This is a genomic window from Brachybacterium squillarum M-6-3, from assembly GCF_000225825.1.
Lineage (GTDB): Bacteria > Actinomycetota > Actinomycetes > Actinomycetales > Dermabacteraceae > Brachybacterium > Brachybacterium squillarum.
On the sequence record NZ_AGBX01000007.1, the window covers coordinates 396,732 to 410,577 of the forward strand.

At 71.1% G+C, this 13,846-nt stretch carries 11 protein-coding genes; 5 read left to right on the forward strand and 6 right to left on the reverse strand.

Annotation, left to right across the window (positions count from 1 at the left end):
• Window positions 1-41 precede the first annotated feature (41 nt).
• Window positions 42-1,427 (reverse strand): UTP--glucose-1-phosphate uridylyltransferase, encoded by a 1,386-nt coding sequence (locus tag OM98_RS11455; RefSeq protein WP_010534768.1) that lies wholly within the window; start codon window positions 1,425-1,427, stop codon window positions 42-44.
• A gap of 180 nt (window positions 1,428-1,607) precedes the next feature.
• Entirely contained in the window at window positions 1,608-2,036 is a 429-nt protein-coding gene (locus tag OM98_RS11460; protein WP_010534769.1) for a cupin domain-containing protein, read from the reverse strand.
• Window positions 2,037-2,231: 195 nt separating this feature from the next.
• Here OM98_RS11460 and metG point away from each other — a divergent pair, with 195 nt between their 5' ends.
• The 4 genes from metG (at window position 2,232) to OM98_RS11480 (ending at window position 7,192) form a co-directional block, all read left to right on the forward strand.
• Window positions 2,232-4,025, forward strand: a complete 1,794-nt coding sequence (metG, locus tag OM98_RS11465; protein ID WP_010534770.1) for a methionine--tRNA ligase — start codon at window positions 2,232-2,234, stop codon at window positions 4,023-4,025.
• A gap of 410 nt (window positions 4,026-4,435) precedes the next feature.
• Window positions 4,436-5,047 (forward strand): TetR/AcrR family transcriptional regulator, encoded by a 612-nt coding sequence (locus OM98_RS11470; protein WP_010534771.1) that lies wholly within the window; start codon window positions 4,436-4,438, stop codon window positions 5,045-5,047.
• Between the two features lie 226 nt (window positions 5,048-5,273).
• Window positions 5,274-5,879, forward strand: coding sequence for a dihydrofolate reductase family protein (locus OM98_RS11475; protein WP_029362826.1), 606 nt, complete (start codon window positions 5,274-5,276; stop codon window positions 5,877-5,879).
• Window positions 5,880-5,965: 86 nt separating this feature from the next.
• On the forward strand, window positions 5,966-7,192 hold the full coding sequence (locus OM98_RS11480; protein WP_010534773.1) for a Fic family protein: 1,227 nt from the start codon (window positions 5,966-5,968) through the stop codon (window positions 7,190-7,192).
• A 78-nt stretch (window positions 7,193-7,270) separates the two neighbouring features.
• On the opposite strand, the gene OM98_RS11485 is transcribed toward OM98_RS11480, so the two are convergent.
• Window positions 7,271-8,797 (reverse strand): MDR family MFS transporter, encoded by a 1,527-nt coding sequence (locus tag OM98_RS11485; protein ID WP_010534774.1) that lies wholly within the window; start codon window positions 8,795-8,797, stop codon window positions 7,271-7,273.
• Window positions 8,798-9,132: 335 nt separating this feature from the next.
• On the opposite strand from OM98_RS11485, the gene OM98_RS11490 reads away from it, so the two are divergent.
• Window positions 9,133-10,605, forward strand: coding sequence for a sugar porter family MFS transporter (locus tag OM98_RS11490; RefSeq protein WP_010534775.1), 1,473 nt, complete (start codon window positions 9,133-9,135; stop codon window positions 10,603-10,605).
• 105 nt (window positions 10,606-10,710) lie between these two features.
• Here the strand turns inward: OM98_RS11490 and OM98_RS11495 are convergent, their stop codons facing one another.
• From OM98_RS11495 to OM98_RS11505, 3 genes are all read right to left on the reverse strand, one after another.
• Window positions 10,711-11,490, reverse strand: a complete 780-nt coding sequence (locus tag OM98_RS11495; protein ID WP_010534776.1) for a PIG-L deacetylase family protein — start codon at window positions 11,488-11,490, stop codon at window positions 10,711-10,713.
• 137 nt (window positions 11,491-11,627) lie between these two features.
• Window positions 11,628-12,947, reverse strand: coding sequence for an O-acetylhomoserine aminocarboxypropyltransferase/cysteine synthase family protein (locus tag OM98_RS11500; protein WP_033195216.1), 1,320 nt, complete (start codon window positions 12,945-12,947; stop codon window positions 11,628-11,630).
• A gap of 165 nt (window positions 12,948-13,112) precedes the next feature.
• Complete coding sequence (locus tag OM98_RS11505) at window positions 13,113-13,796, reverse strand: DNA-3-methyladenine glycosylase I (protein WP_010534778.1); 684 nt, start codon at window positions 13,794-13,796, stop codon at window positions 13,113-13,115.
• Between the last annotated feature and the right edge of the window lie 50 nt (window positions 13,797-13,846).

Below are 13,846 nucleotides of genomic sequence, written 5' to 3' on the forward strand. Positions count from 1 at the left end.
GACCGGATCACCGGTTCCGCGCCCCTGCTGCGTCGGTGCGCTCAGGCGGTGACGGTGCCCAGCCGTGCGCCCTCGGGCAGGGTGCCGCCCTCGGCGCCGAGCACGGCGTCGCCGACCACGGTGACGTCGGCCCCGAAGGTCCAGTCGCCCTGCACGTCCAGGCTGACGGCTTCGCGCAGCGAGGGGATGCCGTGGGCGAAGCGCGGCTCGAAGTCGCCGATCAGCTTGTACGGCCCGGCGGCGAGGGACACCGCGGGCAGCGGCTCCACCTGCTGCACCAGGGCCCGGCGCTCGTCGAGATCGTAGAGGTCCGAGCGGATCAGCAGCAGGTCGCTGGTGGCCTTGACCGGCAGGAACCGCTCCCGGCCGACGACGATCGCGGTCGCGCCCTCGAACACCTCGATCGCGGCGCCCATCGCGGACTCGATCTGGTAGACGGGGGTGGAGGTCTTGTCGGCGGGGTCGACGGTCTTCTCGTTGCGGATCAGCGGCAGGCCCATCACACCCTGGCGCTCGGTGAGGATCCGGTCGATCGCCTCGAGGTCCCACCACAGGTTGTTGGTGTGGAAGAACGGGTGGCGGTGCTCGTCGGTGAAGTAGTCCATCTCCTCGGCGGGCGTCTGCGCGGTGTCGCGCAGGATGAGCTGCCCGTCGGCCTTGCGCACGGCGAGGTGGCCGCCCTTGCGGTCGGCCGGGGTGCGGCGGCACAGCTCGGCGGCATAGGGGGCGCCGGTGCCGGCGAACCAGGCGGCCAGCACGGGACTGGGCACGGTGCCGAGGTTGTCGGAGTTGGAGACCGAGGCGTAGCGGAAGCCGGCGTCCAGCAGCTTGCGCAGCACCCCGGAGGTGAGCAGCGCGGTGTAGATGTCGCCGTGGCCGGGCGGGCACCATTCGAGGTCGGGCTCGGCGGGCCACTCGACGGGGGTCAGGTCGTCCGTGCGGAGCTTGGGCTCCTTGTTCTGCAGGAAGTCCAGCGGCAGGCCGTCCACGGGCAGCTCGGGGTACTTCGCGAGCACCTCGAGGGTGTCCTCCCGGGTGCGGAAGGAGTTCATGAAGATCAGCGGCAGCCGGGAGCCGGTGGCCTTCCGGGCGGCAAGCACCTGCTGGGCGATGAGATCCAGGAAGCTCTGGCCGTCGCGCACGGGCAGCAGCGACTTGGCGCGGTCCAGGCCCATCGAGGTGCCCAGGCCGCCGTTGAGGTTGATGATGGCGAGCTGGTCGAAGGCGTCCTTGGCCTGGCGCGGGTCGATCTGCACGTCCTCGAGGCGGGGCGGGTCGAGGTAGGGCTCGATGGTGTCCTCGGGGATGGTGCCGGTCACCCCCTCCTCGAGCTGTCCGTAGTAGTGGGAGAAGACGTCGATCGCGGGCTGCGCGACCCCGGCGTCGGCCATCTTCTGCTGGGCAGCGGTGAGTCCTTCGGTGCTCATGGCCCCAGCGTATCGGGGCCTGCGGGCCCCGGGCCCGCTCCGACGACGGGGTGTGACACGTCCGTATCGTCGCGTGCGCCGGATGTGGGCGCTACGCTCGGGCGCACCGGTGCAGTCGGTGGACGGGGAACGGATCATGGAGATGCCGGACTCCGCAGACCCGACGGCGCGCGCTCCCGGTCAGGCCCCGGCGCCGGGCAGCCGCCCGTAGACCTCGTCGGTGACGGGCTCGAGCCATTCGTTGCGCACGTCCTTGCCGGGGGTGATGAAGGCGAGGTGGCTGAACCAGGCGTCGGCCTTCGCGCCGTGCCAGTGCTTGGTGCCGGCGGGCACGCGCACCACGCTGCCGGGCTCGAGGCTCACCGGCTCCTCCCCCTCGGCCTGGTACCAGCCGCTGCCGGCGGTGCACAGCAGGACCTGGTCACCCGCGCCCTCGCTGCCGTGGTGGACGTGCCAGTTGTTGCGGCAGCCCGGCTCGAAGGTCACGTTGCTGACCGGCACGTTCCCGCCGACCAGCGGCGCCAGGTAGCTCTGACCGATGAAGTACTGGGCGAAGGCCTCGTTGGGCTCGCCCTGGGCGAAGATCTGCGCGAAGGTCTCGGTGCTCATGGATGCTCCTCCTGGTGCTCGGGGCCGCGCTCGCGGCCCGGCCGTCACCGTCGACGGTAGGCCGGGTGCGGACCGGGAGGGAGGCCTTGGCGGAGCCCCCTTCGCACCCACGGGCTGGGGGCGACCCGGCGGGTCGTGTCACGCCGCGACCTCCCGTGGCCGATCAGCGACGTTTCTTCCGTAGAATCGTGACCCATGAGCACAGTCCTGTCCGCGGTCGCCTGGCCGTACGCCAACGGTCCCCGTCACATCGGTCACGTCGCCGGCTTCGGCGTCCCCTCCGACGTCTTCTCGCGCTACATGCGCATGGCGGGTCACGACGTGCTCATGGTCTCCGGCACCGACGAGCACGGCACCCCGATCCTGGTGGCCGCCGACGCCGAAGGCGTCACCGCCCGCGAGCTCGCCGACCGCAACAACCGGGTGATCGTCGAGGACCTGGTCGCGCTCGGACTGTCCTACGACCTGTTCACCCGCACCACCACCCGCAACCACTACCAGGTGGTTCAGGACATGTTCGTGGCCGTGCGGGACAACGGCTACATGATCGAGCGGACCACCTCCGGCGCGATCTCCCCGTCGACGGGCCGCACCCTGCCCGACCGCTACATCGAGGGCACCTGCCCCATCTGCGGGGCCTCCGGCGCCCGCGGCGACCAGTGCGACAACTGCGGCAACCAGCTCGATCCGACGGACCTCGTCGACCCGGTCTCCCGCATCAACGGGGAGACCCCGGAGTTCATCGAGACCACCCATTACTTCCTGGACCTGCCCTCGCTCGCGGCGGAGCTCGGGCGCTGGCTGGACGAGCGCGAGGCCACCGGCCTGTGGCGGCCCAACGTGATCCGCTTCAGCCAGAACATCCTGCGCGACATCAAGCCCCGCGCGATGACCCGCGACATCGACTGGGGCATCCCGGTGCCGGGCTGGGAGGACCAGCCCACCAAGCGCCTCTACGTCTGGTTCGACGCCGTGATCGGCTACCTCTCCGCCTCCGTGGAGTGGGCGCGCCGCCAGGGCGACCCGGATCTGTGGCGCAAGTGGTGGAACGACCCCGAGGCCCTGACCTACTACTTCATGGGCAAGGACAACATCGTCTTCCACTCCCAGATCTGGCCCGCGGAGATGCTGGCCCAGAACGGCAAGGGCGACCACGGCGGCACCCCCGGCCAGTTCGGCGAGCTGAACCTCCCCACCGAGGTGGTCTCCAGCGAGTTCCTCACCATGGAGGGCAAGAAGTTCTCCTCCTCCAAGGGCATCGTCATCTACGTGCGGGACATCCTGGACCGCTACCAGCCCGATGCGCTGCGGTACTTCATCTCCGCCGCCGGACCGGAGAACCAGGACGCCGACTTCACCTTCGCCGAGTTCGTCTCCCGCACCAACAACGAGCTGGTGGCCGGCTGGGGCAACCTCGTGAACCGCACCGCCGCGATGATCGCCAAGAACGTCGGGGAGATCCCCGCGGCGGGCGAGCTGGAGGACGTGGACCGGGCGCTGCTGGAGCAGATCGAGGCCGGTTTCCAGACGGTCGGCGGCCTCATCGAGGCGCACCGGCAGCGGGCCGCGATCGCCGAGGCCATGCGCCTGGTGGGCGAGGCGAACCGCTACGTCTCCGAGACCGAGCCCTACAAGCTGAAGGCCGAGGAGCAGCGGCCGCGGCTGCTGACCATGCTGCACGTGCTCGCCCAGGCCGTCACCGACCTGAACACGATGCTGGCGCCGTTCCTGCCGTTCTCCGCCAACGAGGTCGAGAAGGCGCTGGGCGGCGAGCTCGAGGTGGCTCCCCTGCCGCGCCTGGAGGAGGCCGAGGACCTCGACGGCGGCCCCGGCTACCCGATCATCACCGGCGACTACTCGGGCGTGCCCGCCTGGGGCCACCGCGACGTGGTCGTGGGACGCCCGGTCGCCAAGCCCTCCCCCATCTTCACCAAGCTCGACCCGAAGGTGGTCGACGAGGAGCTGGAGCGCCTCGAGTCCGAGGGCTGAGCCCTCGGGCGCTCCCGACGCGGGCACGGCCCGCCGGACGGAGTGTGCCGCTGCGCTCGGGCCCCTTCAGCTGTTGACGTGTCGGTTGCTGACGGCGCGACCAGGTCCCTTTCTCGACACTCCTCGGACGTCCATCGACAACGCGTGGGATCCGAGACCCGGGCCCCATGGCGTCCACGTGCTGAGAATCCGCGCGATTCCTCGGCCGACGCACTCTGCGGTCCTGAAGAGGACGATTCATTGACGAGACGAGCCGTCTCGTTGTAACGTCTCCACGACGAGACGATACGTCTCGCCTCGCCGGCGTACCGGGCGCCGGCACACGGGAACGACGAAGGGACCGAAATGGACGACTCTCCTCATCTGGCACCGCTCCTACGGGACGACTCTGAAGAAGCGTTGGTTCACCAATGCCCACCCTCCTGGTGCGCGAACTGATGGGTTCGACACCCAATCCGCGTCGACGGTCCGAGGAGTCGCGGCACGCGATCCTGTCAGCCTGCCTCACTCTCATCCAGGAAGGACGGCACCGCCTCACGATCGAAGCGATCGCGAAGCAGGCCGGCGTCGGGAAGCAGACGATCTACCGCTGGTGGCCATCGCTCGGCGCGGTCCTGCTCGACGCGGTCACCGAAGAACGGGACCGTTGGGCCGTCAGCTTCGAGAACACCGGGGACCTCGTTCACGACCTCTCGAATCTTCTCTCCCGCGTCGCTGAACAGATGTCGCGCGCCGACCAGACGCCGATCATCCGTGCCGTCATAGCCCAATCTCAAGTCGACGAGGCCTTGCGCCGGGCATTCGAGGACGCAGTGTTCGGCCCGATGCGGGCCTCCTATGCCCAGCGACTCCGCATCGCTCGCTCGACCGGCGAGCTGAGTTCGCCGCTCACGGACGATGATCTCCTCGACCTGGCGTTCGGTCCGCTCTGGTTTCGGCTGCTGACCCGGCCGGATGCCATGAGTACCGACTTCGGCAGAGCCATCGCGGAGTCCTTGAGGACGACGATCTCGCCGGCGTGACATCCCGTCCCCGTCCGTTTGCTGTGTTTCGCAGACCGCGCTCCACAGGAGGATCGCCGCGTCCTCCGGATTTCATGCACCAGCGGACGTCAGACATCGGACATCAGACCTCAGACCTCAGACATCAGACATCAGACATCAGACATCGGACATCGGGGGCTCTCCCGAGGCGACGAATCCGAGAAATCATCACCTGCAACCGCAATGAAATGAGAGGAATTACCTCATGGGAGAAGTACGAGCTGAGTTTTCCATGTCCCTCGATGGATATGTCGCGGATAGTGAGCACGACATCAGCGCCCTGTACGAGTGGATGGTCGGCGCTGTGGACATCGATACATCACTCGATGACATGAACTACACCGAGCAGGGCACTACGGCGCGAACCAGCCGTTCCCACCGGAGCGGGGCGATCGTGTGCGGCCGGCGAACCTTCGATCTCGCGCAGGGGTGGGGCGGCCGCCACCCGCTCGATGTCCCGGTCATCGTCGTGACCCATCGCGAGGCACCGGAGTGGTCACATCGACCCTCCCCGTTCACCTTCGTCGAGGAGGGAGTGGTTGCGGCGATGGAGGTTGCTCACCGCGCGGCCGAGGGGAAGGACATCCTGGTGTGCGGCCCGGAGATCATGCGCCAGTGCGCCACGGTCGGACTACTCGATGCCCTCGCCATCGACCTGGTCCCGACCGTGCTCGGAGGAGGAGTGCCCCTCTTCGGCGACGAGCCGTTTCCCTCGTTGGATCTCGCGTCGTCCGTCAGCGGCGCAGATGTCACGCATCTCCGGTTCGAGCTGCGGAAGGAGGAGCTGGAGCGCCTCGAGTCCGAGGGCTGAGCCCTCTCCGGGAACCGCCCCGCGGCCTTGCCACCGAGCGCCCCCTTACTTACAGTTCTCTCAAAACTGTTAGTAAGGGGGCGCTCGTGCACACGGATCCCGCGCCGCTGCCCATCCCGCCGATCGGGCACCGGGAGGGCCACTGGACGGTGCCGGACACCGGACTGGTCTCCCGCCGCGCCCGCGCCGCCGGCACCGGCCCCTACGACGCCGCGATCCCCGCGCCGCTCGCGGAGCTGAGCCTCGCCGTGCCCGGGGACCTCGCCGCCGACGCGGCGGAGGCCGAGGCCGCGCTGGTCGCGCTGGACCGCGAGGCAGCGGCGACCCTCGGCGGCACGCATCCGACGCTCGGGCCGATGGCCTCGATCCTGCTGCGCACGGAGTCCGCCTCCTCCTCCCGCATCGAGGACCTCACCGTCGGCGCCCGCCAGCTGGCCCTGGCCGAGCTGCGCGCCTCCACCAGCACGAATGCCCGCATGGTGGTGGCGAACGTCCGGGCGATGGAGACCGCGATCGCCCTCGCCGAACGGCTGGACCTGCCGGCGGTGCTCGCCATGCAGCAGGCGCTGCTGGCCGAGGACCCCCGCCACGCCGAGGAGGCGGGGCGGCTGCGCGAGCAGCTGGTCTGGATCGGCCGCGGCGCCCACTCCCCGCGTGGTGCCTCCTTCATCGCTCCCGAGGCCGCCGAGGTCCCCGCCGCGATGGACGACCTGGTGCGGTTCCTGGCTCGGGACGACCTGCCGGTGCTGATCCACGCCGCCCTCGCCCACGCCCAGCTGGAGACCATCCACCCCTTCACCGACGGCAACGGTCGCACCGGCCGCGCCCTCGTGCACGCGCTGCTGCACGGAAAGGGGCTGCTCACCACGCTGACCCCGCCGCTGTCCGCGGGCCTGCTGCGGGAGCTCGACGCCTACATCGCCGCACTCACCGCCTTCCGCGCCGGGGACGCCCGGCCGATCGTGGAAGCGATGGCGCAGGCCGCGCGCTACGCGGCCGTCACCGGCGGCGCCCTGATACGGGACCTCGGCGCCGAGCTGGAGGAGGCGCGGGAACGGCTCGCCGGCCTGCGACCGCAGGCGGTGGGGTGGCGGCTGCTGCCGCTGCTGGTCGGCCAGCCCGTGATCGACGCGGCCGCCGTCCGCCGCGCGCTCGGCGTCGCGGACGCCTCGGCGCAGCGGGCCCTCGCCCAGCTCACCGAGGCAGGGGTGCTGCAGGAGAGGACGGGCGCGGCCCGGGGGCGGATCTGGCAGCACGAGGGGATCCTCGCGGTGCTGGACGACTACGCGGCCGCGATCCGCCGACCCGGCTGAGGGCGACGCCCGCGAAAGTCCCCGGACAGACGGACGGGCCGCCCACGGATGGGACGGCCCGTCGCGTGGGACCGGGGATCAGTGCCCGACGGGCGCCGGGGCGTCGTCGGCCGCGGCGGCCTGCTCCGGGGCCTCCTCGCCCTCCTCGGGCTTGCGGATGAACCACGCCAGCACCACCGGCACCAGCACGATCAGCGCCGCCACGAAGAAGGCGGCACGGGCGCCCGGGGCGCCGGCCGCGGCGGTGTCCAGGCCCTCCGCCTCGCCCGCGTGCAGGATCGAGGAGTAGATGCCGATCAGCACGGCCACGCCCGCGGCGCCGCCCACCTGCTGCAGGGTGTTCAGCACCGCGGAGCCGTGGGAGTAGAAGCGCCGCTGCAGCGAGCCCAGCGAGGCCGAGAACAGCGGGGTGAAGGACATCGCCAGGCCCACCGAGAGCACCGACTGCACGACCACCAGCACCGCCGTCGGGGTGTCCTGGGTGACGGTGGAGTAGAAGAACATCGAGGCGGCGATCATCATCGTGCCCGGGATCAGCAGGGTGCGCGGCCCGCGGGCGTCGTAGATGCGGCCCATCACCGGGCCCAGCAGACCCATCAGGATCGATCCGGGCATGAGGATCAGGCCGGACTGCAGGCCGTCCAGGCCCGCCACGTTCTGCAGGTACTGCGGCAGCAGGGTGAGGGTGCCGAACATGGCCATCGCCACCACCGCCATGATCACGACGGCGAGGGTGAAGTTGCGGGAGCGGAACACCCGCAGGTCCAGCAGGGCCCGGTCGCGTCGGGCCAGGCTGATCTGGCGCAGGGCGAAGACGGCGAGGACCACCAGGCCGAACACCACCAGGATGATCGCGGAGGTCTGGCCGGAGGTGCCGGGGATGACGGCGGAGGAGCCGCCGGTGTCGTGGGCCGAGCCCAGCAGGCTGAGCCCATAGACGATGCTGCCGAAGGCCAGGGCGGAGAGCACCACGGAGAGCACGTCGAGGGGGGCCTTGATGGTCTCGCCGAGGTTGGTCATCCAGCGGGCGCCGAGGGCGAGGGCGATCAGGGCGATGGGCAGCACGATGCCGAACAGCCAGCGCCAGCCGAGGGAGTCCAGCACCAGGCCGGAGAGGGTCGGGCCGAGCGCGGGGGCCAGGGAGATGACCATGCCGACGCGGCCCATCATGCGGCCGCGGGAGTGGGCGGGAACCACGTTCATGATCGTGGTCATCAGCAGCGGCATCATGATGCCGGTGCCGCCGGCCTGGATCACGCGGCCCGCCACCAGCATCGGGAAGCCGGTGGCGAGCATGCACACCAGGGTGCCGATGCTGAAGGTGGTGATCGCCGCCAGGAACACCTGCCGGGTGGTGAAGCGCTGCAGGATGAAGCCGGTGGTCGGGATGACCACTGCCATCGTCAGCATGAAGGCGCTGGTGAGCCACTGCCCGAGCTCCGGGGGCAGGCCGAGGTCCGCGTTCAGGTGCGGGATGGCGATGCCCATCGTGGTCTCGTTGAGGATCGCCACGAAGGCGGCGACCAGCAGCAGCCAGATGACGCGCATGCCCTGCGGGGCGATCTCGTGGGGGGCCGGGGGCGCCGTGGACTGGGGGGAGGTCATGGGGCTCCTGGACGAGGGGAACCGGGCCCGCGCGCGGCGGGAGGTTCGGGACGGATGGGCCCACGGCGATGGGGGCCGGGGAAAGGAGGGTCGTGCGGGCGTGCGGACCTGCGGCGGCCGCAGGGCGACCGCGTTCCACAACGCTGCAACGACCCAGCGTATTCCCCGCCTCCCCCTCCCCCGCCACCGGATATCCCATGACCCCGGACACAGCCTCCGTGCCGCCGTGGGACCTCGGGGACGGGCCGAGCGGTCGTCCGCGCCGGTCGGACGGACCGATCTCCCCGATGCGGGTATACGGTGACCGCAGCTGCAACGACGCGACGGAGGTAGACATGTCCTCTCCCCACTCCGGCCCCGGGCAGGCGGAAGCCCCCGCGCCCGGCCTGAACCGCAAGGTCATCGGGATCAGCGTGGCCGCCGCCGTGGGCGGCTTCCTGTTCGGCTTCGACACCTCGGTGATCAACGGCGCGGTCGGCGCGATGTCCGATGCCTTCGAACTCGGAGTCTTCCTCAAGGGCTTCTCGGTCTCCTCGGCGCTGCTGGGCTGCGCGGTCGGTGCCTGGTTCGCCGGCGGCCTGGCCAACCGCCTCGGCCGGGTGCCGGTGATGGTGCTCGCGGCCGCCTTGTTCTTCATCTCCGCGATCGGCTCCGGCCTCGCCGTCGGAGTCGCCGACCTCATCGTCTGGCGCGTGATCGGCGGGCTCGGCGTCGGCGCCGCGAGCGTCATCGCTCCCGCCTACATCGCCGAGGTCGCCCCCGCGAAGTACCGCGGTCGGCTCGGCTCCCTGCAGCAGATGGCGATCGTGCTGGGCATCTTCGCCGCCCTGCTCTCCAATGCGCTGCTGGCCGGGGTGGCCGGGAGCTCCGCGGAGACCCTCTGGCTCGGCATCGCCGCCTGGCGCTGGATGTTCATGATCGAGGCGATCCCCGCCCTGATCTACGGCCTGATGGCGCTGCGCCTGCCCGAGTCCCCGCGCTACCTGATCGGCAAGGGCGAGCTCGACAAGGCCTCCCGGGTGCTGTACGACTTCACCGGCGAGCTGGACGTGAACCTCAAGATCCAGCAGATCCAGACCTCCCTGGAGCGGGAGCGCAAGGAGTCGATGCGGGATCTGCTGGGCGATCGCTTCGGCCTCAAGCCGATCGTCTGGATCGGCATCCTGCTCTCGCTGTTCCAGCAGCTGGTCGGCATCAACGTCATCTTCTACTACTCCACGACCCTGTGGCAGTCCGTCGGCTTCGACGAGTCGCAGGCCCTGCTGACCAGCACCATCGGTTCGGTCACCAACATCGTCGCCACGATCATCGCGATCCTGCTGGTGGACCGTGTGGGCCGCCGCATCATGCTGCTGGTCGGCTCCGCAGGCATGTTCGTCTCGCTCGGGATGATGGCGCTGGCGTTCTCCTTCGCGGAGGGTGTCGGCGACTCCGTCAGCCTCTCGCAGCCCTGGTCGGGCATCGCCCTGGTCTTCGCCAACGCCTTCGTGATGTTCTTCGGCGTCACCTGGGGCCCGCTGGTGTGGGTGCTGCTGGGCGAGATCTTCCCGAACAGGATCCGTGCTTCCGCCCTGGCCGTCGCCGCGGCCGCGCAGTGGATGGCGAACTTCACCATCTCGGTGTCCTTCCCCTCCCTCTCCGCGATCGGCCTGAGCTTCGCCTACGGGCTGTACGCCGCGTTCGCACTGATCAGCTTCATCTTCGTGTTCACGCAGGTGCCCGAGACGAAGGGCCGCGAGCTGGAGGACATGGACTCCCTGGAGCTGGGCCGCAAGCGCCGGGACCGCGGGGCCTCCACCGCGCGCTGACCCGGCTCGACCCTTCCCGACCCTCAGACTCTTGTGCGCTGTGCTTCCACTGGCGGAAGCACAGCGCACAGAAGTGTGGGTGCCGACCGGACTCGACGGGGCAGGTCAGTCGTCGCCCGCGGCGATGCCGCCGAGCTGGTGGACCCGCCAGGTGACGGCGTGCCCGGTGCCGGCGGCGGCCCCGCCCTCGCGCAGGATCCCGGGGATGAAGTCCTCGGGAGCCGGGTGACCGGTGACGTGCTCGAGGTAGGCGGCGTGGGCGCGCAGCGAGTCGACGGCCGCGCGGACGTGCTGCTCCTGCACGGTGCTGGCGTGGGTGGGTCGTTGGTCCCCGGCGACGAGCAGCGCGAGCGGCTCCCAGGACTCCAGGTGCTCCTCCGTGACCAGCTCGCGGAACACCCAGGGGTTGGCGGCGTCACGGCAGGCGTCCGCGGTGGTGATCCCGGCGGCGCGGTGGTCGGCCTGGTTCAGCGCGCCGTACTCCTCGACGCCGAAGGCGGCGGTCACCACGAGCTGCGGCCGCACCCGGCGGATCTCGCGGGCGACGTCGCGGCGCAGGGCGAGGTCGGCGACGAGCATCCCGTCGGGGTGGTCGAGCATGGTCAGGCGCTCGACGCCGACCCGGTCGCAGGCGGCGCGCTGCTCGGAGGCTCGCAGCGGGCCGATCACGGCGGGGTCCTCGGCCATGCCGGCCTCGCCGTGGGTGAGCAGCAGGTAGGACACCTCGATGCCGGCCTCGCCCCAGGCGGCGACGGCGGCGGAGGCGCCGTACTCCATGTCGTCGGGATGGGCGACGACGCACAGCACCCGCTCGACTCCGTCCAGGGGCAGCGGCGGCAGGACGGCGGCACCGCCGGTGGGGGTGGCGGCAGGGGTCTCGGTCATGGTGGCGTCCTCCGGTCTCGTCGATCCCGCCGCGTGGCGGGGTGGGACCAGGCTAGGACCGGAAGGCGCGGTGCTGTGAGGCCCCCGCGGACACGACACATCGGCCGTCGGCCCGCGGCGCGACCAGGGCTGCCGGCTCAGGCGAGGGCCGGGGCGGGCTCCGCGTCGGCGGGGGTGGGCAGCGCCTGCACGGCGGCGAGGCCGCGCTGCAGGTCGGCCCACAGGTCCTCGAGATCCTCCAGGCCGATGCTGAGGCGCACGGTGCCGGGGGTGACCCCGCACGCCTCGCGCTGGGTGTCGCTGAGGTGGGAGTGGGTGGTGCTGCCGGGGTGGCAGACCAGGGAGCGCACATCGCCGACGTTCACGGCGATGGTGAACAGCTCCAGCGCGTCGCAGAAGGCCGCGGCGGCCTCTTCTCCCCCGTCGAGCTGCACGGAGAACACGCCGGCGGTGCCGCGAGGGAAGTCGCGCCGGGCGATCTCCTGGTCACGGCGATGGGCCAGCGAGGGGTGGTCGACCCGGGCGATCCCGGCCTGCCCGTCGAGGCGCTGGGCGAGGGCCTCGCAGCGCTGGCTGATGGCGGGCATGCGTAGGTCGAGGGTTTCGATGCCGATCAGCACCTGCTGGGCGCTGGCGGCGGGCAGGGTCGCCCCGAAGTCGGTGACGTACTTCGCGCGGGCGTAGGCGAGCAGGCCGGAGCGGTCGCTGTCGTGCTCGTCGGCGAAGGTGACGCCGAAGCGGCGGTTGCGGGTGGTCAGGCGTCGCCAGCGCTCGGGACATCGGCGCGGGTCGAAGGAGCCGGTGTCCACGATCAGTCCGGCCAGGGTGGTGCCGTGCCCGGCGAGGTACTTGGTCGCGGAGTGGACGACCACGTCGGCGCCGTGCTCCCCGGGGCGGTACAGGGCGGGGCTGGCGAGAGTGGAGTCGACGACGACCACCACGTCGCGGGCGTGGGCGATGGCGGCGACCGCGTCGAGGTCCACCAGCTCCGCGCCGGGGTTGGCGATCGACTCCAGCAGCACCACACGGGTGTCCTCGGTGATGGCCTGCTCCCAGGCTCCCAGGTCCCAAGGGTCCACGGTGGTGGAGCGGACACCGAGGTCCTGCAGGGTGTCGTCGAGGAACTCCGTGGTGCCGCCGTAGAGCCGGTTCGAGGCGACCAGGTGGGTGCCGGGCTCCAGCAGCGCGCACAGGGCGATGGTCACGGCGGCCTGGCCGCTGGCCACGGCGATCGCGCCGATGCCGCCCTCCAGTGCGGTGATGCGGTCCTCCAGGATCGCGGTGGTGGGGTTGCCGGAGCGGGAGTAGGCGAAGCCCTCGCACTTGCGCGCGAACAGGTTCTTCAGCGAGGCGTGCTCGGGGTGGGCGTAGGCGCTGGTGGCGAAGATCGGCGGGGCGACGGCCCCGTGGTCGCCGTCGGCGGCGTCCCACCCGGCGTGGATGGCCTGCGTGCTCATGCTGCGTCCCTCCTCGAACTGGACTCCGGCCAGCATCGAGGAGGGTCCCGTCGCCGCGGGAGGACTGTGACGCAGTGTGGCGCGAACGCACGGGCCGACACGGTCGCGGGCGGGGCAGCGGCGTGCGACGACGGGGACGGCCGGGAGGCGCCCGCACCGCAGGGCTCAGCGCCGGGTGCCGTCGGCCTCCCAGAGCCCGGAGACGCCGCGGCGGTGGGCGCCGAGCAGGTGGGTGTCCACCACGCCGATCGCCTCCATCAGGGCGAACATGGTGGTGGGGCCGACGAAGCGGAAGCCGCGCCGGCGCAGCTCCGTGGCCAGGGCCACTGACTGCTCCGAGGTGGTGGGCACCTCGGCCTGCCGGGCGGGCAGATAGGTGCGCTCTGGCTGGTAGGACCAGATCAGCGCGGCGAGGTCCGCCCCGGGGCCGAGGTCGCCGCGGGCGCCGATGCCCTCCGTCTCGCGCAGCGCGATCACGGCGCGGGCGTTGGAGATGGTGGCCTCGATCTTTCCGCGGTGGCGGATGATGCCGGTGTCCCCGAGCAGCCGCGCGACGTCGTCCTCGGTGAAGGCGGCCACCTCCTCGGGCACGAAGCCCGCGAAGGCGGCGCGGAAGCCCTCACGACGACGCAGGATCGTCGCCCAGGACAGGCCGGACTGGAAGCCCTCCAGGGCGAGGCGCTCGAAGACGCCGCGCTCGTCACGGATCGGGACGCCCCACTCGGTGTCGTAGTAGTGGCGCAGGTCGTCATGGTGGGAGGCCCAGCCGGGGCGCCCCAGGCCGTCCTCGCCGATGACCAGGTCCGGGTTCTCCCCCGAGGCCTCGGCGGCGGTGCTCGTCGCATTCATGGGGACATCATCGCGTGCGGCCCCGACGAATCAGGCACCGGGCAGGCCGC

Excerpts from the sequence above, each read along its gene's own strand:
- OM98_RS11455 (WP_010534768.1), bottom strand. The coding sequence starts at position 1,427 with ATGAGCACCGAAGGACTCACCGCTGCCCAGCAGAAGATGGCCGACGCC.
- OM98_RS11460 (WP_010534769.1), bottom strand. The coding sequence starts at position 2,036 with ATGAGCACCGAGACCTTCGCGCAGATCTTCGCCCAGGGCGAGCCCAAC.
- metG (WP_010534770.1), top strand. The coding sequence starts at position 2,232 with ATGAGCACAGTCCTGTCCGCGGTCGCCTGGCCGTACGCCAACGGTCCC.
- OM98_RS11470 (WP_010534771.1), top strand. The coding sequence starts at position 4,436 with ATGCCCACCCTCCTGGTGCGCGAACTGATGGGTTCGACACCCAATCCG.
- OM98_RS11475 (WP_029362826.1), top strand. The coding sequence starts at position 5,274 with ATGGGAGAAGTACGAGCTGAGTTTTCCATGTCCCTCGATGGATATGTC.
- OM98_RS11485 (WP_010534774.1), bottom strand. The coding sequence starts at position 8,797 with ATGACCTCCCCCCAGTCCACGGCGCCCCCGGCCCCCCACGAGATCGCC.
- OM98_RS11490 (WP_010534775.1), top strand. The coding sequence starts at position 9,133 with ATGTCCTCTCCCCACTCCGGCCCCGGGCAGGCGGAAGCCCCCGCGCCC.
- OM98_RS11495 (WP_010534776.1), bottom strand. The coding sequence starts at position 11,490 with ATGACCGAGACCCCTGCCGCCACCCCCACCGGCGGTGCCGCCGTCCTG.
- OM98_RS11500 (WP_033195216.1), bottom strand. The coding sequence starts at position 12,947 with ATGAGCACGCAGGCCATCCACGCCGGGTGGGACGCCGCCGACGGCGAC.
- OM98_RS11505 (WP_010534778.1), bottom strand. The coding sequence starts at position 13,796 with ATGAATGCGACGAGCACCGCCGCCGAGGCCTCGGGGGAGAACCCGGAC.